Raw genomic sequence first — 17,621 nt, forward strand, 5'->3', positions numbered from 1 at the left:
ACGCAAAAACATTACTTTTTTCGTTACTGCTGCCTAAATCCATTGTATTGCAATTCGGTTCTTAGTTTATTGACAATACTGTCTAAATTATATCATTTTTTGAATATATTCTAAGAACTGCTGATCCCCAATTCCACCTGGCTTCATACCTTTTAACCAACTTTTTGTCCACTCCACCGTTTTTTCAACAGCCGTTTTTACATCCCATATGGGATTCCAGTCAAAAGCTTTTTTCAATTTGGAGCAGTCCAGTTTCAAAAAAATATCCTCATGTGGTGCATTTGGTTCAGCATGATTCTCCCAAGTTAAGCCGTCCCCCCATGCCCGGCAGAACATATCCACCAGCTCTCCCGTAGTTACACAACTGCTGTCATCTGGCCCCACATTGTACCATCCTGCCAGATTCCTATTTTCATATTGGTGCTGCGCGACCAGCAGATATGCGAACAATGCTTCCAAAACGTGCTGGTAAGGACGGACGGAAAAAGGATTCCTCACAATGATGGGATATCCGGCTTGAGCGGCCCGCACGCAGTCAGGAATAATGCGATCGTGGGCAAAGTCGCCGCCGCCAATCACGTTGCCAGCCCGCACGGTAGAGACAGCTACGGGCGAATCGGCAAAGAAACTCTGCACATAACTATGGGTTACCAGCTCTGCGCAGGACTTGGAGTTGGAGTAAGGGTCGCGTCCGTCCAGAGGATCGTTTTCCCGGTAGCCCCAAGCCCAGTTTTTGTTCTCATAGACTTTATCAGTGGTGATAATCACCACTGACCTTACAGGTGCCTGTAAGGTGCGGACACACTCCAAAAGGTTCACTGTCCCCATCACATTTGTCTCATATGTACCAGCGGGGTCTTTATAACTATCGCGAACAATAGGCTGTGCAGCCAAGTGGAAAACCATGCCTGGCTGAGTCTGACAAAATGCCTGCATCAGCTTGTCTCTATCCCGGATATCCCCAATGATGGAAGTCATACTCCCTTCTAATCCAGCTATGGAAAACAGGTTCGGATCTGTGGGCGGCGGCAAAGAGTAGCCAGTCACAACCGCGCCTGCGTTTATCAGAATCCTGCACAGCCAGCTTCCCTTAAAACCCGTATGCCCAGTGACAAATACCCGCTTTCCACGGAAAAAATCCAGAGAAAAATTTTTCATCTTACCACACCTTCCACGGGGCATGTCCGTCCGCCCACAGCTTTTCCAGCAATTCCTTTTCCCGCACCGTATCCATGCATTGCCAGAATCCTGTATGTTTATACGCCATCAGTTGACCCATCCGGGCGACACTTTCCAGCGGGGATTTTTCCAGCACAGTGTCATCTCCCACAATTATGTCAAAAAACTCCGGCTGGCAGACCATGAACCCAATATTGATAAGATTGCCGTCGCCCTGCGTTTTTTCGCGGAACTCATTGATATGGCCGTCTTCACCAACATCCAAAATCCCGAAACGCTGGCCGGCATTATAGGCGGAAATCGTCACCATCTTTCCGTGGTACTGGTGGAACTTTACCAACTCGGCAATATTTACATCAGAAACGCCGTCCCCATAAGTCAAGAAGAAAGGTTCGTTGCCTACATAATCCCGCACACGTTTTACCCGGCCACCGGTCATGGTGTTCAGGCCCGTGTCCACAATGGTGACTTTCCAGGGTTCCGAGGTGTTTTTGTGTACTATCATCTCGTTTTTACCATGAGTGAAATCATATGTAATATCTGAGGTGTGTAGGAAATAATCGGCAAAATATTCTTTTATAATGTGTTGTTTGTAGCCTGCACAGATTATAAATTCGTTGAAGCCGTAGTGGCCGTACAATTTCATGATGTGCCATAGGATAGGCATGCCGCCCAGTTCTACCATGGGCTTGGGCTTGAATTGGCTTTCTTCAGAGATGCGGGTGCCGTAGCCACCGGCGAGGATTAGAGTTTTCATTTGATAATTACTTCTCCTTATAAATCAGTCATATAAATCGGTGGCAACCACAATATTTTATTGTCTTTTACCCCCATTTCAACCAGTTCTTTTCTAATATCTAATGCCATATCCTTTCGGCTAACAGCTATAATTACATAGTCAAACTGCTCAGAAAGTAAACTACTAAGCGGAGACAATTCAAGATTTGATCCTTGTAAAACTTTTCTGTTCTTACTAACCCATAAAACTATATTACACATTTTGAGTTTTTGAATCTGAGAATAATAGTCTTGTCCCACATCGCCGGAACCATATAAAACAATTTTCTTATCGTCAAGAATATTGATAAATGGGAATATATATTTCTTAGCTCGGCTGTATAGGCCAAAATTCATTCGACTGCCCGCATCAGATAACAGAATCGAAACAAATTCTTCTAATTGTCGAACCAAAGCTTTAGATTTTTTATTTTTGGAAAATATAAAAAGCATATTTTTGTAGAATATGTTTAAGTCGGATAAATAGTTGTCGTAATAGGCATGAGTAACAGACAACGGGTTCACTCGGTAAGTGTATCCGCATATGTCAGAAACAAACACATTTTTGCACTTACTTATATAACTATAAGCAATAGCAGAATCATCAGGAAAACCTGATTCTTCGATTTCCGTACATACAGTTTTTAGAATATCTGTCCTAAAAAGTTTGTCCGACACGCGACCTTTAATCCCCTCTTTATCTGTATACGGCAAAAGTATCATGTGTTCCATTAAATAATTCATTTCAGTTTCGCTTTTATAAGAACCAAAAGGAAGCGTATCAAAGAATTCATACATTTTTCCAGCAATTTCTTTCTTATATCCTGATGTTACTATATCATATCCCTCAATAGTTTCAGACAGTTTTTTATACATATCTTCATCAATGTAATCATCTGAATCAACAAAACCAAGATATTTTCCAGTGGCCAACATAACACCAGCTTTTCTTCCACTATAGGGTGTTCCATATTTTTTGTGAATTACTTTCACTCTATTGTCCCTCTCTTTATAGTAATCCATCATTTTACTTGTTCCATCTGTTGAACCATTATCGACTAATATCACTTCAAGATTAGAATAAGATTGGTTCCGGATGCTATTTATACATTCACTTAAAAAATCCTCTGTATTGAATGCGGTCACAACAATGCTTATCAAATCACACACCATAATGTAGTCGTTTCCTTACAGTTGCGCTCATAACGGGACTTCAAAATCCGCAAATTAGGCTGGAAAAAGGCCTCGTCCATAATCTCCAGGATGTTTTCCTGGAAAACGCCCTGGTTGTATAAATCCCGAAAAAAAGTGTATGAAATCTTATAATCATCGCCCTTGCCGAACTGTAAAATGTAGGCCGCCGCCTCCATTTTCGTGGTAGGGTCCGGCTCCTCCGTCAGAGCCACCTTGTACGCCTTCAACGCGTCCTCTGTCTCGTTCAACTGCGCCAAACGCTGCGCTATCTCAATCGCTTTCATCCTTGAAACCCTTTCAGCATCCCCACACAAAAAGGGGACGGGCACATGCCCGCCCCCTCGTTTCGTGCATGGGATTTACTTATAGAACAACAGTCTGCCTGTAATGCTAATTCAATTATAAAGATTAGCCTAACAGCTGCAGAACACCCTGGGGCACTGCGTTGGCCTGGGCCAGCATAGCCTGTGCGGACTGGATGAGGATGTTGTTCTTGGTGTAAGCCATCATCTCTTCGGCCACGTCGGTGTCGCGGATGGTGGACTCGGCGTCCTGGATGTTCTCAGCCATGACGCTCAGGTTGTTAGCGGTGTGCTCCAGACGGTTCTGGACAGCGCCCAGATCGCCGCGGACACCGGAAACAGTGTTGATAGCATTGCGAATTTTCTCAATAGCTGCGGCTGCGCCAGTGGGATTGCTGATGTCAACACCGTCAATGTCCAGAGCACTGGTGTGCATATTGCCGATCTTAACCTCCAACTGGTTGAACTTGTCGCTGGTGTCGCCAATCTGCAGGGTCAGGGTGCTGCCCGCAGCGCCGCCGGAGCTCATCTTCACCACTTCGTCCAGCTTGCTCTTACTGTTCAGCCAAGTGTCTTCGTTAGAAGAATTATAGTAGTTGGCCTTTTCATGCAGGTTGATGACATTATCAGCGCCAGCGCCAATATGGAAGGTATTATTGCCAGAACCCAAGCGGGTAATAGCATCCGCAACCTGGTTCAACTTGGCGGCGTCAATCTTGCCATCAGAACCCAGCAGATCCTTCACACCGATTACAGTACCGGTGCTGCTGGCAATATTCTTCTTTACATCCACTGTGAATGTCTGATTACCAATCGTCATGGAATCTCCATTAATCATAGAATTCACAATGTCTGCTGTCAGCTTAAACTGGGTATGGGCCATCTGGTCAGCAGTTTTCGCAACACCATCCTGCACATTCTGGGTCTTGCAGTTGGTAAAGTACTTGGTTCCAAGAGCTGCGCCAGTGGCTTCAATCGTAACGTCCATAGAGGACTCAAAGTCTGGGACGCCGGCAGTGTTATTGGTTCCCGATGCCTTAAAGGTGAAAGTAATTGTACCACTGGATGCACAGCTAGCTGTAAAGTCGACATTGTTGATAGTCTGTGTAGCTGTACCAAGGCTGAAGCTCACTTTGCTGGCGCTAATCAGTGCGCCAGCCGCAATAGAGCCGGTTACAGAAGCGGTAACCCCAATTGTCTGATCGCCGACTTTTACGTTGATGGTAAAGGTGTCGCCAACTGCAAGTGTGGCAGACGCCTTCAACTGATCAAAGATCTGGGAGAAATCAATGGTAAAGCTGGGTTCCTGTTCTTCCTTGCCCGCTTCATGGAGCTGCATGTGATCTTCAGTCACCAAAGAGGTGGACGTGGTAGCCATGGTGGTATCGCTGCCTGCCAACGAACCGTCCAGCAGCTTGATGCCGTTGAAGTTGGCGGAGTCAGCAATACGGTTGATTTCACTCCGGAGAGCATCCACTTCCTTCTGCAGGTTCTTGCGGTCAACATCATTGTCATAGGTGCCGTTGGCAGACTGGGTGGCCAGGTAGTCCATGCGGTTGAGCATGTCCTGGATCTCCTGCATGGCGCCCTCGGCGGTCTTCACCAGAGAAATGCCGTCCTTTACGTTCTTCTGGGCAGCGCTCAGGCCGGTGATCTGGGCGCGCATCTTCTCGGAAATGGCCAGACCGGCAGCGTCGTCGCCAGCGCGGTTGATCTTGTAGCCAGAGGACAGCTTCTCCAGGTTCTTCGCCAGGGCAGAGGTGTTGGTGTTGTAGTTGCGATAAGCGTTCATCGCCAGGATGTTGTGTTGAATACGCATAATTTTTTCTCCTTAAAATTATTTTTTGCGTTTCGGACTCACCCACGTTCATCGTGGGGTTGCGCTGGTTCGTCAAACTGGCCAAGTTTTCCCGCCCAGCACTGTATATTTCAACTGATTCCGGAATCAGCAGAAATCAAATTTATCGTTTTGTGTTGCGCCGCACTTCCGACGCACGCTTGTAATCTTTATCGTGAAGCCCCTCCGGGCGCTTTTCTGTTTGCTCGAACAGCCTGCCGCGCAGGATAGGCAGTTCTCTGGGCGCGTCAATGGCAACCTCAATGGAGTTGCCCCGGTCTTGGAAAACCTGCACCGTGATGTCCTCGCCGATGGTTAAATATTCACCAGATTTTAATCGTAAAGATAACATGTTGGGCTCCTTCCCAATTTTTTCAGTCGCGGGCTTCCGCGCTTTCCACCCGCCGCACCGCATCATAGAAGGTAGTCGCGGCCATGCCGCAACGCTCCGCAGCCTCCTTCATCTTCAACTTGTGGCTGCGCCACAACAGACGGGATTCCTCAAAATTCTCCGGCAGCGGTTTCCGGGGGTTCACACTGACCGGCTCCCCCATCCGCCGCACGGCATCGTAGAAAGTGCTTTCCGGCAAGCCGCAATGCTTAGCGGCGTCCTTCAGATTCAACTCCCGGCTGAGCCACAGCTGCCGGGCCTCCTCGAAATTGTCCGGCAGCGGCTTGGATTTCCTGCCAAAGCTAACGCCTTTGGCCTTTGCCTTGGCGATGCCCTCGGCCTGCTTCTTCCTGCGTTCCTCCCGGATAGCCTGTTTCGTAGCGGCGAGGAACAGTTCGGAAACAAAGGCACTCAGCAGTTCCTGGCTGCCAGCAGGGGCGTGCTCATTCAAATCGCACACGATTTCCTCTGCTAAATCATGGAGGTGCCGCCGCAGCTTTTCTTCTGTTATCCCTTGCCCCGGCGCAGGGCTATTCCCTGCGCCGCTAATCAGATCTAAATCCAGAACAGACACAGGCCGCCACCCCCTTAAAAACCGTAAATCTACGGGTTTACGAAGTGAAGTTTTTTCGGATTTGGGCTTATCTTTTTCGCAAATATGCCGACTTCCATGGTGTAAGACACAAAATAGCGCACCAAAAAGGCACATCGGTTATTCGTACATTTCCGAAGTGCCTTTATTTTTGCGGATTGCTTTCATCCATATCAGTCCTTTTCACCGTGTCATAGAAGGTTGTGTCGGGCATCCCGCAGGCCTGCGCGGCTTGGTGCAGGGTGAGTTCCTTCCGCTTCCACGCGCAGCGGACAGCCCAGAAATTCTCCGGCAAGGGCCGGGGCGGCCTGCCAAAGCGTACCCCTCTGGCTTTGGCGGCAGCGATTCCTTCGGCCTGGCGCTGGCGGATGTTGTCCCGCTCGCTTTCCGCCACAAAGGAGAGGATTTGCAGCACCAGGTCGGCAATAAAGGTCCCCATCAGGTCTTTTGCCGTGCGGGTGTCCAGCAGGGGCATGTCTATCACGCAGATGTCCACCCCTTTTTCTTTAGTGAGGATGCGCCACTGCTCTTGGACTTCTTTGTAATTGCGGCCCAGCCGGTCGATGCTTTTTATGTAGAGCAGGTCGTTCCGGCGTAGCTTTTTTACCATTTTCATATAGTTGGGCCGCGCAAAATCCTTGCCGGACTGCTTATCCAGATAGATGTTCTTCCGGGGCACTGCCAGCCTGTCCATGGCGATTTGCTGCCTGTCCTCGTTCTGTTCTGTGCTGGAAACCCGGATGTAGCCGTATATGTTCATTTTTTCACACTCCCTTTCCCATGAGTTTACACGAAAGCAGGCAAACAAAAAAGCACTGGGCCGTTTCCGCGCGTCAGTGCTTTTTTGTTATTCAGTTGTCTGTGAATTCCCCTCCAAACCATCACCTGCTACCGCGTTCTCAATGCGCTGGATAGCATCCCGCAGCCATACCACGTTCTCATAGTATGCGGCCTCATCCACCAGCCCTGTGGCGTTGGCCATAAACGCGACCTGGTTCAGATTATTGCCAATCTCACACAGTTCTCGCCTCATGGCGTGGTAGTCAGCGGGCGGGGTTTCCCTGGGCTTGTAGCCGTGGAACAGCTGCCGTATGTAAGCGGACTTGCTCAGCCCGCATTTTCGCGCCCGGCGTTCTAACAGCTTGAAGTCCTTCTCGTTCAATCTCATGTCAAACTTTCTTTGTCTTTCCAAAAAATCATCCTCTCATTTTTAATTTTAAGGGTTGCAAGGGATTCTCCCTTGTCCGGGCATTTGTCTGCACACTTGTCCGCACAAGGGTCTGCACAAATGCGATGCTGGCTCGTGCTCTGAACGCCGTTTTTTCGGCGCTCAGAATTTTTGGCCCTTCGGGCCTATTTTCTTCGCAAACTGCGCTAAAATGACGTCCATATTCATGCTGAGTAAACAAAAATTGCGGACATAAATGAGAGATTCCCCCTTTCTATATTTCCTTGCCTTCACTCGCCCCGTCTTCTGGAAGGCAGGAAGGAAGAAGGTCTTTATTCTCAAGTTCTTTATGATTAAGTTCTATAGATGAAAGATTTTTAACGTCCAGAAGTTCAGTTTCTTGACTACTGGAAATCAAATCTTCTGACTTGCGGACGTTAACCACCAGCGGCTTTTGACCGTCAGAATCCACGGAAGTGAAATCCTTTATGTAAATTCTCGTTGGCTTCCCCTGGCCTTGGTGTACTTTTTTAATCAGCCCAATATCAGCTAATTGTTTCGTGAATTTGATTACCGTTGGGTGTGAACGCTGTAGGTCTTTTTCCATCTGTTCGACCGTGTAAATGATGAAAAGCCTCCCGCTTTCATCTGTGAATTTATCCTCATGCTGGGCGGATAAACTGGCTCTTTCCAGCATTTTGGCGAACAAGATAATTGCTCCATAGTCAAGCCTGGAGAAAATCGGGTTCTCCAGAAGTTCTTTTGGAACAGACAGATAGCGGTAGCCTTTAGCAGGCCGGGGACACATATATTCCAGTTCAAATTTGCCCATGAGATCATCTCCTTTATGGATAAAACTGCATAAAAAAGCCCTGATAATGGCTGTTATCAGGGCACAGGCAATATCTAATTATTAAAATCAGGTAAAAGCGTGTTGGAAGCCTTCTATCAAGTTTTTAGTTTTTATCTATCAATTTTTCTATCAGATGTGCAGGAAATTTGCAGATTCAGAACGGCAGTTGGAATTGAAAAGTGTCAAAAGCCCAGGTTTTAAGCCATTTTCCAGTATCTCATAACAATTGGTAAAACTCCTTGAAATGAGATAAATTGTTATTACCGTTCTCCAAAACCGCGTGCCGAGGGTTCAAGTCCTTCTGCCCCAGCCATACCAGAGTCATACGAACCCCGCCACAATCTACTTTGTAGGCCCGGCGTTCGTGTTGGCCATGATGTTGCCCAAAGAATGAGGGCAACACGATATTGGCTTCGCCAAATCGAAAAGCACTCGGTAAAAACCGGGTGCTTTTTCTTTTGCATATAATCCCGAGGCGGGAAGGAGTGAAAAAACCAGGATAGCGGTACACACGCCAATGTTACCCCGCTATCCTCCGATGCCTCAAACAAGGCGGGCCGGGGAAACAGACTTGGCGGCAGCCAATGTCTTTCCCTCGGCTACCTTGATTTTAACAGAGCAGGAACCAAAAATCAAGGAGGAAATATAAAATGTGCATCGAAAACACCACCGAGGCCGCAATGGCCACCAAAGACCAGGAGCGGGGAGTCCTGCAGCAGATCAAAGCTATGGTGGCCGAACTGGGGCCGGACAGCTACATCGCCACCGCTTTCCGCGGCGTGTTCGACATCGCGGAGGAGAACATCGACAACGACTTTTCCGGGAACCCGGTGGAGCAGGCCCAGGAGCTGGGGGAGCAGCTGGCCCAGCGCACGGTGCAGGCCGGCCAGCTGGCCGAAGAGAGGGACGCATACAAGGCCAGGGCCGAGGCGGCAGAGGCCCAGGTGATTGCCCTTAAGGCCAAACTCTACGACTATATGACAGCCTAAAGAAACGCATAAGGGGGAGTCAATTTTGACTCCCCCTTTACTTATCCTGTATCTTTTTCAAAAATCATCAGGATACGGCGCTCCTTCTTCCCGTCTATATCTAAGCTCACACTGTCTCCCGTCATACTCGATTTCTTTTGAAGTTTTTCCTCCAATATAGGTTTTGTTTTGGTGTATGCAGTCTACACACCAGGGCCAGGATGGCCCTTCCGCGCCGCACACACCTCTGGTGGCTATTTCATCCATATGTGAATTGTTTCCTCCTTTATTCGTCTCTGCTTTCCTCTGCTTCAGCAAGCTTCGGCTCGATGATATCCTCGATGCGGCACCCCAGCACCTGGGCCACTTTGTAAAGCTGATACACGTCTCTGGGGAGCCGCGTCCTACGGCCCCAAGCGTCCAGCGTCGGCAAAGGCACCCCGCTCCGGCGGGAAAGCTCCGACCGGGAGATCCCCATCTCCAGGCACTTCTTGCCTATAGGCGTTGTGTTTGCGGCTGCGGACAGTCTTGGCATAAAGGCCCCCTCCTCCCATTTCACTCTATTATATGCGTATGTATGGCAAAAGTCAAGCCGGCATATGCACCAGGAAACTAACCGAATGTTTGTGCGCCTTAGCGGCTTGTATTCAGTGCGTGTGTATGGCAATATACAGACACAATCAAACCACGGAGGTAAACAAAATGAACGCGAAACTTGCTAAAATGGTCGAGGACATGAAGAAACAAACCATCGGCGTGGAAATCGAAATGGCGGGGATCACCCGGCAGAATGCCGCTAAGGTGGTAGCAAAATATTTCGGCACCGAGCGCACTGTTCGGCACGATTGCGGCAGTTACGATTCCTGGAGTTGTCAAGACCAGCAGGGCCGGGTGTGGAAAATCACACGGGACGTGAGCATCAGCGCTAGCTCCGATATCAAAAAGGCCGAACTTGGCACCCCCATCCTTACCTATGACGACCTGGAGGACCTACAGGAAATCGCCCGCCAGCTTCGCCACGCTGGGGCGGTCAGCAACCCGGCCCACGGCTGCGGAGTGCACATTCATATCGGAGCCAATGGCCATGATGCTGCTACCTTGCGGAACCTGGCGAACCTGATGGCCAGCCACGAGGGCCTCTTGGCCAGCGCCCTGAATCTCGACCACTATCGGATGGGCACCTACTGCAAAACGGTTGACCCCCGTTTCCTGGAGCGGCTCAACCGGGAAAAGCCCAGCACGATGGCAGCTCTGTCCGATGTGTGGTATAAAAGCCAGAATGCTGATTACCGCCGCAGCGCCCACTACAACGACAGCCGCTACCATATGCTGAACCTCCACGCCACCTTCACCCACGGCACGGTTGAATTCCGGCTTTTCCAGTTCGACAACCCTGGCGAGGGCCGTAAGGGCGGGATCCACGCCGGCCAGCTAAAGACCTACATCCAGCTGTGCCTGGCCCTGAGCCAGATGGCTAAGGTAGCGAAAAGCGCCAGCCCCCGGCCCCAACAGAACGAAAACCCCCGGTACGCAATGCGGACTTGGCTGCTCCGCCTGGGCTTCATCGGTGAGGAATTCAAAACGGCCCGGGAAATCCTCACCCGGCGCTTGAGCGGCGATACCGCTTTCCGGCACACCAGCCGCCCAGCCGCTTGAAGGACTTAGGTGCAGTTAACGTAGTTAACTGCTATGCCCATGCCGAGAACCCGCCTAAGAGCGGGCTTTCGACGTGGTAAAAAGATTGAAAAACTCCGTTTTTCAACTTTGGCAAGTATGATATAATAAACTTGAAAGGAATGTTGAATCATGAAAAAATACTACCTTGCTTATGGAAGCAATCTGAACCGGGAGCAGATGGAATACCGCTGCCCCAATGCCCGGCCTGTGGGCACCGCCAAGCTGGAGGGCTGGCGGCTGCTTTTCCGTGGGAGCGGATCCGGGAACTACCTCACCATCGAACCCGCCCCCGGCTGCACTGTGCCGGTGGCCGTGTGGACTGTCACAAAGGCCGACGAGGCGGCTCTGGACCGCTACGAGGGCTATCCTGTGTTCTACCGCAAAGAAACCCTTGCCATCGCCTATACCGGTCTTAAAACGGCGCAGGAGCGGCAAGTGGAGGCTTTTGTTTATCTCATGAACGATGGGCATCTGGCGGGACTGCCTACCACCCGGTATATGGACATCTGCGAGGTAGGCTACCGGGACTTTGGCTTTAACCCCGAGGCGCTGCTGGAGGCCAGGGCGTACACAAGGGAGGTGATGGCGCTTGAAAGAAGAAATGGATAACGTGTTCCAGCTAACCGTCTGCCCCAAATGCGGCAAGCCCTACCGAGGCGCCCCTGCGATCTCTCGGGACAGCACACAGCTTATCTGCCCGGACTGCGGCACCCGCGAGGCCCTGGAGGGGCTGGGCTTGAGCCAAGAGGAGCAGGATCACATTCTGGGGAATATACACCGATATCAGGAGGAGCAGGAGTAAAGGCATGGAGCGGTCGAGTTGGCGAGCCAACTCGTGGGCCGCTCCTTTTTTGCTGCCATTACCACCAGGAAACCCGGCGAATGTTTGTGCGCCTTAGCCTCTTGCATTCTATGCATGTGTATGGTAATATAGGGACAAGCTAAAGGAAAGGGGAACACAAAGAATGAAAGTTACAATCCGCGAATTGAGGCAGGCCCTTACCGAAATCGACAATCAGAATCTAACCGTGCGGGAACTGAGGGCAATCCTTTTTGAACAGGAGGAGCAAGACCGGGAACTTCACGAAAACGACCTTTTTAAACTCGCCTATAGAAAATAAAACGCCGAAACGCTCCCCCGACTTGGCGCAGCCAACGTCAAGGGGCGTCCACTGAGGGACGGCCTCCCGGTGCTGAAGATGGCAGGCCAGAAAGGATGAATATCATGACAACGTATGAAAAAATCACAAAAATTTGTGAGCACAAAGAGGCTTCCGAGATGGCGACTAAAATGCTTCAAAACGCGATTGAGCGCGGCCAGAGGAATTGCTACAATGAAATAGCCGAGGCCGTGTATAGCATCTACTTTGAGAAATAGGCCCGGAAAATAAAAAAGCCCCCGGCCCTCCCCGCCGAAATATCGGCCCGGGAAAGCCGGGGGCTTTCGTATGTCCTTATGCGCTCAGCGTAAAAGTGCCCACGCCCATCTTCTGGTTGCGTACTTCCGCCTCGATGCGGCTCTGCAGGTACTCATTCAAATCACCATAGGCGCTCTCAAGAAAGGCCGCAGCCTCGGCGGTCAACAGGTTCTTAGCCTGGGCCACCGCAATTCCCAGGGCCTCCCGCTGGTTCTCTTTGGTGAACTGCCCGGTCTCCTTCAGCTTGTCCACATACATCTGGCTGGTGTACGTCACGGCGGTGGCCACCGCGTCAGCTATGGCCTCCATGTACATTTTCACTGTGTCGCTCTCGGACTTCTGGCCCAGGTAGTTGGCAAGGACCTTGAGCCCTTTGCCCAGGAACGCCGCGCACACCGGCACGGCGGCCACCAGGATCGCTTGCAGCAGGGTTGTCAAAAATTCATTCATACAGATACCTCCTAGCCCACGGGGCTGTTGTTTTCGTCTGTCAAAAAGCTATTAGCAAAGCTTGAAGCTTTTGCGCTCTCAAAGGTGATGCCGCCCTCCTTATGATCGGACTTCGCCATGTTGAGGTAGAACGAACACACCACGCCATGTGCTGTCCAGGGCAGTCCCACCATTGCGGAAAGCCACGGAATGACGCCGAGGTAAACAAGTACAAATCCCGGGGCTATTCAGAGGAGGAGGCTAAAGCTGAAGCGGGCAAGTGGGTGGCTGTCCCGGGTACCAGCGAGCATCAGCTTGGCTTGGCGGTGGACGTGGAGGGGGCAACCTATGATGTATTCATCTGGCTCCAGGAGAACAGCTATAAGTATGGATTTATCTTCCGCTATCCGGGGGATAAGACAGATACTACCGGCACGGTGGAGGAGGTCTGGCACTACCGCTATGTAGGGGTGGAGGCCGCCACGGAGATGTATGAGCAGGGGCTTTGTTTGGAGGAATATGTGGAAATGAAAGGGGGAGAAGTAGGGAAGTTAAACATCGCTGTGCTGTTCGGCGGCTGCTCGCCGGAGTATGAGGTGTCACTGCAATCCGCCCTTGCCGTGATAAAGAACATGGACAGGGAGCGGTACACACCCATCCCCATCGGCATCACCCGGCAGGGGGACTGGTACTGCTTTGAGGGCAGCGCCCAGGAGATTGCTGCCAACACTTGGCATACTGGGGAGAACTGTGCCCCGGTTACCATCTCTCCAGACCGCCGGGAGCCTGTGCTTTACAAATGCACGGACAACCATATCACAGAGATTCACGTAGACGCGGCCTTCCCCGTCCTCCACGGCAAAAACGGCGAGGACGGCACGGTGCAGGGGCTGGCCCAGCTGATGGGCGTTCCCATCGTGGGCTGCGGGGTGTTGGCTTCAGCCCTGTGCATGGATAAGCACCGGGCCCACCAGATAGTCCGGGCGGCGGGGATAGAAGTTCCCCACTCCCTGGTGCTGGGAAGGGACCAGGGAATGGAGGCCGCACACGCTCTGGCGGAGCAGATCGGCTACCCGCTGTTTGTAAAGCCCGTGAGGGCTGGGTCATCCTTTGGCATTACGCGGGTGGCAGACAGGGGGAGCCTTCCCGCCGCCGTGGCCCTTGCCAGCCAGTACGACCGGGAAATCATCCTGGAGGAAGCCGTTCCCGGTTTCGAGGTGGGATGCGCCGTCATGGGAAATGACAGCCTCACCGTGGGCGAAGTGGATGAGATAGAGCTGGAGGACGGGTTCTTCGACTACACGGAGAAGTATACCCTCAAGACCTCCGCTATCCACGTCCCAGCGCGCATCCCAAGAGACACGGCGGAGCAGGTGAAGCAGACCGCCCAGACTGTCTACCGGGCCCTGGGGTGCCGGGGCTTTGCAAGAGTGGATATGTTTCTGACCCCGGACGGACAGATAGTGTTCAACGAGGTGAACACTATCCCCGGCTTTACCGAGCACAGCCGGTTTCCCCGCATGATGGAGGCGGTGGGGCTGGACTTGGGACAGGTAGTCTCCACAGTGATTGGATTGGCGGTGGGGAAATGAACAGCCTGATTTTAGTAAACCGGCAGAACCCCTATACCATGAGCATCCGGCAGGATCTGGCCCCCGTCTTCCCGGCTTTCGCCCACATCCTCCTGGAGCGGGAGGCAGTCAACGCTCTCTCCCGGCTTATGGAAAAGCTGGGCTGCTGGAGAGATATCGTCCCGGTAAGCGGCTGGCGCTCCTTTACGGATCAGCGGAAGATATACCTGGATTCCCTTCGGGACAACGGGCGGGAGTTCACAAGGCAATTCGTGGCCCTGCCCGGCCACAGTGAGCACCAGACCGGCCTTGCCATCGACCTGGGCCTGCGGGGAGCAAGTGTAGATTTCATCCGCCCCGACTTTCCTTATGAGGGTATCTGCCAGCGCTTTCGGGAGCTGGCCCCTGCCTATGGCTTTATTGAGCGCTACCCGGCGGGGAAGGAACACGTCACCGGCATCGCCCACGAACCCTGGCACTTCCGCTATGTGGGCGCACCCCATGCGGAAAGCATGGCCCAACAGGGGCTCTGCCTGGAGGAATACCTGGCATGAGTACACGGGAAAAAATTGCTGCATGGTCAAAGGGGGACTATATGGGTTTTTATTGGTCGCTGTTCTGGTGGCGGGAGCGGTGCGAAGGCAAAATCTGCCGGGATATCCTGACCTTTCTCCTGAACCGGATGGCCCACCGCCACGGGGGTTATATCGGCAACGGAGCCAAATTCTGGGAGGAGCCGCTGCTGCCCCACGGGCTACACGGGGTGTATATCTCCCGGTACGCAAAAATCGGAGGGGGCTGCTGCATCTACCACAACGTCACTATCGGCGAGGTGGACGGCAAAGCGCCAGAGATCGGCGAACACTGCCTGATAGGGGCCGGGGCCGTGCTGGTGGGCAGTATTAAAATCGGAGATTATGTAAAAATAGGCGCGGGTGCGGTGGTCAGTACCGATATCCCCAGCCGCGCCACGGTGGTGGCCCAGCCCGCCAGGGTGATTGTAAAGGAGGGCAAGCGATGATGGAGAAAAGCCGTGCCTGGATAGAGCTCGACCGCGCCGCCCTGCGCCACAACGTGGAAGCCCTGAGAAAGCGCCTGCCCCCCGGCTGCGCGCTGATGCCCGTCCTCAAGGCCAACGCATATGGACACGGGGCCGTTACCACACCTTTACGGTTTAAGGAGAATATATTTCTATTGTATAGAGATTTGATTTCTACTTTCGAGGTACAAAGCCCCCATATGTTGACGAGGATTTTTTTAGCAGGTTATCCGCCCATCCTTGGTATGGTATATGTAAGTAGAAGTTGTTGCTTGCAGACAATAAAAATCCCTCCAAACTTCAAAAGCGAAGTCGGAGAGTGCTTAAGGCATAGCAAAACGGCTCACCGAAACATCGTTTTTTTTATTCGGTGGGCTTGTCCAATTTATATTCATATAAAGAACAGAGCCGATGAACCTGTGATTGCTCACTTGTTCATCGGCTCTGCGTCTTATGCGTCTGGCTCTTTAATGACTGTAATATGACACTTTTTTACTCGTATCAAACTTTCTTGCTTGCACTTTGGACAAAAGAGTGGAAAGTTTTTAAGCTCTGTATCTTTCCGTATCATAATGCGGGTTTTGTTTTTACAAATTGGACATAGTATCCATTGAGTATCTGCCATTACATCACCTCCCATATTACAAAACAGGAGTTTTTAAGCCAACATATCCATTTAGAGCTGCCATAATTAAAATAATTAGTCCCATTACGATACAAGCAATAAAGCGTGTTTTTCCCGCACCGCTGCCGCCGCACACGAGGATATTCAGATTTCTCCTGTGTTTCTTCCCGTTCAGCCCGATGCGGACATTCTGGGTCAGCAGCTTGTTTTCCGATGCGTCCTTATCTCGGTACTTCTTGTTGAGCGTACCTGCATTGCCCCATTTTGCAGAGCCGTGTTCCTCGCCCTTGCGGTAGTTCCTGCGTGTGGAGAGATAAATCCCGACGCCCATGCCGTAGGCAAGCAGAAAAATAAGGACAGTCCTTAAACTGTCCTCGCACACCGTTATGGAAAACGGGTTATTGATTGCCACGGTCAGACCGTTCATTATCTCCACGATGCCGCCGCTGACATAGGGTGCGGTCAGCAGGGCAAGCCACACGACAGGGATGATGCCGCAGGCGGCAAGGATTACGGCTGTTTTCTGGTCGTCACCGTTCCTCATGGCATCGGCACTTGCAGGGTGCGACTTTTACCTTTTTGCTTTTAGCCGTAGCCACCGTTTCAATCAGCTCGTCCACGGGGTCGGTGGGGCGTTCCTTTCTGGTTGGTTAAAGCGATTACTTTGCAATTTGACATAGGGTGCGTCCTCCTTTCGCATAGATTTAGCCGCTTTGTCAAGGCGGCTATGTAACTGTACCAGAGGACGCAGGACGCAAAAAAGCCGCTTACTCTTAAAATCCATAAGAATAAGCGGCTTCATGGTGATGTGCCTTAGACATATTCGATTTTCACTTTCTTTATCGGGGCGTTGGCTACCTTGAAGATAAGCTCGTCAACGCAGTCCCCATATCTGCCCTGCTGTATGAGCTGGTTTTTCAGCTCCACAAGGCTATGTAAAAGTAATGTCCGCTCCCTGCTGTCTACATATAAGTGAGTGGTCTTTTCCCTCATTCCGTCCACCGTCCTTTCTTGGCTTCATTATACCGTTATGGGGAAGTTCGGTCAAAACTGTAACTTTGCATTTCTTGGTATTTTACCGTATCAAGGCTCATTCCCCAGTAGTAAATAAGTAGTAAATAGGGGGTGCAATCCTCAAGAAATGCGGGGAAATGCTTTATTTTGCGGGGATAGTTGCTCATTTACTTGATTTTTTAATAAAATGTAATGCGCAAAAGCCAGTCGCTTAGTCGCAGAGCTGCGCAAAGAGAAAGTGGGGATGTACACTTGCAGAAGAAACAGCAGAAATCGAGATGGATACATTGTCCCTCATGTGGAGGCAAAACACGCAATAAAGTGTATCAGGACACCGTCCTTGTGAACTTCCCCCTATTCTGTCCAAAATGCAGGAAAGAAATGCTGATAGATGTTGTACAATTCAAGATGATTGTTAAAAAATGAGCCAATCGTATTATATGGAGAGCCTGCATCCTCTATCGAGGATACGGGCTCTTTTCTGTTATAAGAGCAACCACCGGCTATGCCGGCGGAGACCGAAGAAAGCGATAGCGTTGATTATAAAAAAAGACCTCCTTTGATATAATGGAAGCGGGTAACGCCAA

At 51.0% G+C, this 17,621-nt stretch carries 23 protein-coding genes, 1 other RNA gene and 4 pseudogenes; 13 read left to right on the top strand and 15 right to left on the bottom strand.

The window, feature by feature from the left end:
• Positions 1 to 87 precede the first annotated feature (87 nt).
• The 10 genes from rfbG to VSQ30_RS19945 form a co-directional block, all read right to left on the bottom strand.
• Positions 88 to 1,158 carry a CDP-glucose 4,6-dehydratase gene (rfbG, locus tag VSQ30_RS19900; RefSeq protein ID WP_334466888.1) on the bottom strand — a complete coding sequence of 357 codons (1,071 nt, stop codon included), beginning with the start codon at positions 1,156 to 1,158 and terminating at the stop codon, positions 88 to 90.
• A 1-nt stretch (position 1,159) separates the two neighbouring features.
• Complete coding sequence (rfbF, locus tag VSQ30_RS19905) at positions 1,160 to 1,936, bottom strand: glucose-1-phosphate cytidylyltransferase (RefSeq protein ID WP_334466891.1); 777 nt, start codon at positions 1,934 to 1,936, stop codon at positions 1,160 to 1,162.
• Between the two features lie 17 nt (positions 1,937 to 1,953).
• Complete coding sequence (locus VSQ30_RS19910) at positions 1,954 to 3,129, bottom strand: glycosyltransferase family 2 protein (protein ID WP_334466893.1); 1,176 nt, start codon at positions 3,127 to 3,129, stop codon at positions 1,954 to 1,956.
• Complete coding sequence (locus VSQ30_RS19915; RefSeq protein WP_334466895.1) at positions 3,114 to 3,434, bottom strand: hypothetical protein; 321 nt, start codon at positions 3,432 to 3,434, stop codon at positions 3,114 to 3,116. Before VSQ30_RS19915 ends, VSQ30_RS19910 begins: the two co-directional genes overlap by 16 nt.
• A gap of 124 nt (positions 3,435 to 3,558) precedes the next feature.
• Positions 3,559 to 5,271: a flagellin N-terminal helical domain-containing protein gene (locus VSQ30_RS19920; RefSeq protein ID WP_334466896.1), complete on the bottom strand. Its 1,713-nt coding sequence runs from the start codon at positions 5,269 to 5,271 to the stop codon at positions 3,559 to 3,561.
• Between the two features lie 142 nt (positions 5,272 to 5,413).
• Positions 5,414 to 5,641: a carbon storage regulator gene (locus tag VSQ30_RS19925; protein ID WP_334466898.1), complete on the bottom strand. Its 228-nt coding sequence runs from the start codon at positions 5,639 to 5,641 to the stop codon at positions 5,414 to 5,416.
• A gap of 22 nt (positions 5,642 to 5,663) precedes the next feature.
• Positions 5,664 to 6,254: a hypothetical protein gene (locus VSQ30_RS19930; protein WP_334466900.1), complete on the bottom strand. Its 591-nt coding sequence runs from the start codon at positions 6,252 to 6,254 to the stop codon at positions 5,664 to 5,666.
• A gap of 163 nt (positions 6,255 to 6,417) precedes the next feature.
• On the bottom strand, positions 6,418 to 7,032 hold the full coding sequence (locus tag VSQ30_RS19935; protein WP_160580023.1) for a recombinase family protein: 615 nt from the start codon (positions 7,030 to 7,032) through the stop codon (positions 6,418 to 6,420).
• 87 nt (positions 7,033 to 7,119) lie between these two features.
• Entirely contained in the window at positions 7,120 to 7,464 is a 345-nt protein-coding gene (locus VSQ30_RS19940) for a plasmid mobilization protein (RefSeq protein ID WP_334466904.1), read from the bottom strand.
• A gap of 250 nt (positions 7,465 to 7,714) precedes the next feature.
• Positions 7,715 to 8,272, bottom strand: coding sequence for a replication initiator protein A (locus VSQ30_RS19945; protein ID WP_334466906.1), 558 nt, complete (start codon positions 8,270 to 8,272; stop codon positions 7,715 to 7,717).
• A gap of 671 nt (positions 8,273 to 8,943) precedes the next feature.
• On the opposite strand from VSQ30_RS19945, the gene VSQ30_RS19950 reads away from it, so the two are divergent.
• Positions 8,944 to 9,282: a hypothetical protein gene (locus VSQ30_RS19950; RefSeq protein WP_334466909.1), complete on the top strand. Its 339-nt coding sequence runs from the start codon at positions 8,944 to 8,946 to the stop codon at positions 9,280 to 9,282.
• 265 nt (positions 9,283 to 9,547) lie between these two features.
• Here the strand turns inward: VSQ30_RS19950 and VSQ30_RS19955 are convergent, their stop codons facing one another.
• Positions 9,548 to 9,796: a helix-turn-helix domain-containing protein gene (locus VSQ30_RS19955; protein WP_334466911.1), complete on the bottom strand. Its 249-nt coding sequence runs from the start codon at positions 9,794 to 9,796 to the stop codon at positions 9,548 to 9,550.
• Between the two features lie 167 nt (positions 9,797 to 9,963).
• On the opposite strand from VSQ30_RS19955, the gene VSQ30_RS19960 reads away from it, so the two are divergent.
• The 6 genes from VSQ30_RS19960 to VSQ30_RS19985 all read left to right on the top strand — a co-directional run bounded on the left by VSQ30_RS19960 (position 9,964) and on the right by VSQ30_RS19985 (position 12,316).
• Positions 9,964 to 10,917, top strand: a complete 954-nt coding sequence (locus VSQ30_RS19960) for an amidoligase family protein (protein ID WP_334466914.1) — start codon at positions 9,964 to 9,966, stop codon at positions 10,915 to 10,917.
• A gap of 150 nt (positions 10,918 to 11,067) precedes the next feature.
• Positions 11,068 to 11,547, top strand: coding sequence for a gamma-glutamylcyclotransferase family protein (locus tag VSQ30_RS19965; protein ID WP_334466916.1), 480 nt, complete (start codon positions 11,068 to 11,070; stop codon positions 11,545 to 11,547).
• Positions 11,528 to 11,740, top strand: a complete 213-nt coding sequence (locus tag VSQ30_RS19970) for a hypothetical protein (RefSeq protein WP_334466918.1) — start codon at positions 11,528 to 11,530, stop codon at positions 11,738 to 11,740. Before VSQ30_RS19965 ends, VSQ30_RS19970 begins: the two co-directional genes overlap by 20 nt.
• Before the next feature lie 163 nt (positions 11,741 to 11,903).
• The gene (locus VSQ30_RS19975; RefSeq protein WP_166542245.1) at positions 11,904 to 12,059 is read left to right on the top strand and encodes a hypothetical protein; all 156 of its coding nucleotides are present in this window, start codon (positions 11,904 to 11,906) and stop codon (positions 12,057 to 12,059) included.
• A 2-nt stretch (positions 12,060 to 12,061) separates the two neighbouring features.
• An RNA gene (locus VSQ30_RS19980) (hammerhead ribozyme type II) lies at positions 12,062 to 12,150 on the top strand.
• Positions 12,151 to 12,163: 13 nt separating this feature from the next.
• A complete protein-coding gene (locus VSQ30_RS19985) occupies positions 12,164 to 12,316 on the top strand; it encodes a hypothetical protein (protein ID WP_334466922.1) in 153 nt (50 codons plus the stop codon).
• Between the two features lie 76 nt (positions 12,317 to 12,392).
• Here the strand turns inward: VSQ30_RS19985 and VSQ30_RS19990 are convergent, their stop codons facing one another.
• A complete protein-coding gene (locus VSQ30_RS19990) occupies positions 12,393 to 12,806 on the bottom strand; it encodes a hypothetical protein (protein WP_334466925.1) in 414 nt (137 codons plus the stop codon).
• Between the two features lie 212 nt (positions 12,807 to 13,018).
• Here VSQ30_RS19990 and VSQ30_RS20835 point away from each other — a divergent pair.
• The 5 genes and pseudogenes from VSQ30_RS20835 to VSQ30_RS20010 form a co-directional block, all read left to right on the top strand.
• Positions 13,019 to 13,327, top strand: a pseudogene (locus VSQ30_RS20835) (M15 family metallopeptidase); the annotation flags it as partial.
• Positions 13,313 to 14,377 (top strand): D-alanine--D-serine ligase VanG, encoded by a 1,065-nt coding sequence (gene vanG / locus VSQ30_RS19995; protein ID WP_502876334.1) that lies wholly within the window; start codon positions 13,313 to 13,315, stop codon positions 14,375 to 14,377. The pseudogene VSQ30_RS20835 and the gene vanG, both read left to right, overlap by 15 nt.
• Complete coding sequence (locus VSQ30_RS20000; protein WP_334466931.1) at positions 14,374 to 14,910, top strand: M15 family metallopeptidase; 537 nt, start codon at positions 14,374 to 14,376, stop codon at positions 14,908 to 14,910. Before vanG ends, VSQ30_RS20000 begins: the two co-directional genes overlap by 4 nt.
• Positions 14,907 to 15,377 carry a serine O-acetyltransferase gene (locus VSQ30_RS20005; RefSeq protein ID WP_334466934.1) on the top strand — a complete coding sequence of 157 codons (471 nt, stop codon included), beginning with the start codon at positions 14,907 to 14,909 and terminating at the stop codon, positions 15,375 to 15,377. Before VSQ30_RS20000 ends, VSQ30_RS20005 begins: the two co-directional genes overlap by 4 nt.
• Positions 15,377 to 15,505: pseudogene (locus VSQ30_RS20010) on the top strand (alanine racemase); the annotation flags it as partial. The gene VSQ30_RS20005 and the pseudogene VSQ30_RS20010, both read left to right, overlap by 1 nt.
• A gap of 325 nt (positions 15,506 to 15,830) precedes the next feature.
• Here VSQ30_RS20010 and VSQ30_RS20015 read toward each other — a convergent pair.
• From VSQ30_RS20015 to VSQ30_RS20025, 3 genes and pseudogenes are all read right to left on the bottom strand, one after another.
• Positions 15,831 to 16,020 (bottom strand): annotated as a pseudogene (locus tag VSQ30_RS20015) (cysteine-rich KTR domain-containing protein).
• A 100-nt stretch (positions 16,021 to 16,120) separates the two neighbouring features.
• Positions 16,121 to 16,564, bottom strand: a pseudogene (locus VSQ30_RS20020) (VirD4-like conjugal transfer protein, CD1115 family); the annotation flags it as partial.
• Positions 16,565 to 16,833: 269 nt separating this feature from the next.
• Positions 16,834 to 17,013, bottom strand: a complete 180-nt coding sequence (locus tag VSQ30_RS20025; RefSeq protein WP_334466937.1) for a hypothetical protein — start codon at positions 17,011 to 17,013, stop codon at positions 16,834 to 16,836.
• 213 nt (positions 17,014 to 17,226) lie between these two features.
• Here VSQ30_RS20025 and VSQ30_RS20030 point away from each other — a divergent pair, with 213 nt between their 5' ends.
• A complete protein-coding gene (locus VSQ30_RS20030; protein WP_160580207.1) occupies positions 17,227 to 17,460 on the top strand; it encodes a cysteine-rich KTR domain-containing protein in 234 nt (77 codons plus the stop codon).
• Positions 17,461 to 17,621 lie beyond the last annotated feature (161 nt).

It is taken from the genome of Acutalibacter sp. JLR.KK004 (assembly GCF_036941085.1).
Taxonomy (GTDB): domain Bacteria; phylum Bacillota; class Clostridia; order Oscillospirales; family Acutalibacteraceae; genus Acutalibacter.

Coding starts and splice junctions, on each gene's coding strand:
- rfbG (WP_334466888.1), bottom strand. CDS start 1,158: ATGAAAAATTTTTCTCTGGATTTTTTCCGTGGAAAGCGGGTATTTGTC.
- rfbF (WP_334466891.1), bottom strand. CDS start 1,936: ATGAAAACTCTAATCCTCGCCGGTGGCTACGGCACCCGCATCTCTGAA.
- VSQ30_RS19910 (WP_334466893.1), bottom strand. CDS start 3,129: ATGGTGTGTGATTTGATAAGCATTGTTGTGACCGCATTCAATACAGAG.
- VSQ30_RS19915 (WP_334466895.1), bottom strand. CDS start 3,434: ATGAAAGCGATTGAGATAGCGCAGCGTTTGGCGCAGTTGAACGAGACA.
- VSQ30_RS19920 (WP_334466896.1), bottom strand. CDS start 5,271: ATGCGTATTCAACACAACATCCTGGCGATGAACGCTTATCGCAACTAC.
- VSQ30_RS19925 (WP_334466898.1), bottom strand. CDS start 5,641: ATGTTATCTTTACGATTAAAATCTGGTGAATATTTAACCATCGGCGAG.
- VSQ30_RS19935 (WP_160580023.1), bottom strand. CDS start 7,032: ATGAACATATACGGCTACATCCGGGTTTCCAGCACAGAACAGAACGAG.
- VSQ30_RS19945 (WP_334466906.1), bottom strand. CDS start 8,272: ATGGGCAAATTTGAACTGGAATATATGTGTCCCCGGCCTGCTAAAGGC.
- VSQ30_RS19950 (WP_334466909.1), top strand. CDS start 8,944: ATGTGCATCGAAAACACCACCGAGGCCGCAATGGCCACCAAAGACCAG.
- VSQ30_RS19955 (WP_334466911.1), bottom strand. CDS start 9,796: ATGCCAAGACTGTCCGCAGCCGCAAACACAACGCCTATAGGCAAGAAG.
- VSQ30_RS19960 (WP_334466914.1), top strand. CDS start 9,964: ATGAACGCGAAACTTGCTAAAATGGTCGAGGACATGAAGAAACAAACC.
- VSQ30_RS19965 (WP_334466916.1), top strand. CDS start 11,068: ATGAAAAAATACTACCTTGCTTATGGAAGCAATCTGAACCGGGAGCAG.
- VSQ30_RS19975 (WP_166542245.1), top strand. CDS start 11,904: ATGAAAGTTACAATCCGCGAATTGAGGCAGGCCCTTACCGAAATCGAC.
- VSQ30_RS19985 (WP_334466922.1), top strand. CDS start 12,164: ATGACAACGTATGAAAAAATCACAAAAATTTGTGAGCACAAAGAGGCT.
- VSQ30_RS19990 (WP_334466925.1), bottom strand. CDS start 12,806: ATGAATGAATTTTTGACAACCCTGCTGCAAGCGATCCTGGTGGCCGCC.
- vanG (WP_502876334.1), top strand. CDS start 13,313: ATGAAAGGGGGAGAAGTAGGGAAGTTAAACATCGCTGTGCTGTTCGGC.
- VSQ30_RS20000 (WP_334466931.1), top strand. CDS start 14,374: ATGAACAGCCTGATTTTAGTAAACCGGCAGAACCCCTATACCATGAGC.
- VSQ30_RS20005 (WP_334466934.1), top strand. CDS start 14,907: ATGAGTACACGGGAAAAAATTGCTGCATGGTCAAAGGGGGACTATATG.
- VSQ30_RS20025 (WP_334466937.1), bottom strand. CDS start 17,013: ATGAGGGAAAAGACCACTCACTTATATGTAGACAGCAGGGAGCGGACA.
- VSQ30_RS20030 (WP_160580207.1), top strand. CDS start 17,227: ATGCGCAAAAGCCAGTCGCTTAGTCGCAGAGCTGCGCAAAGAGAAAGT.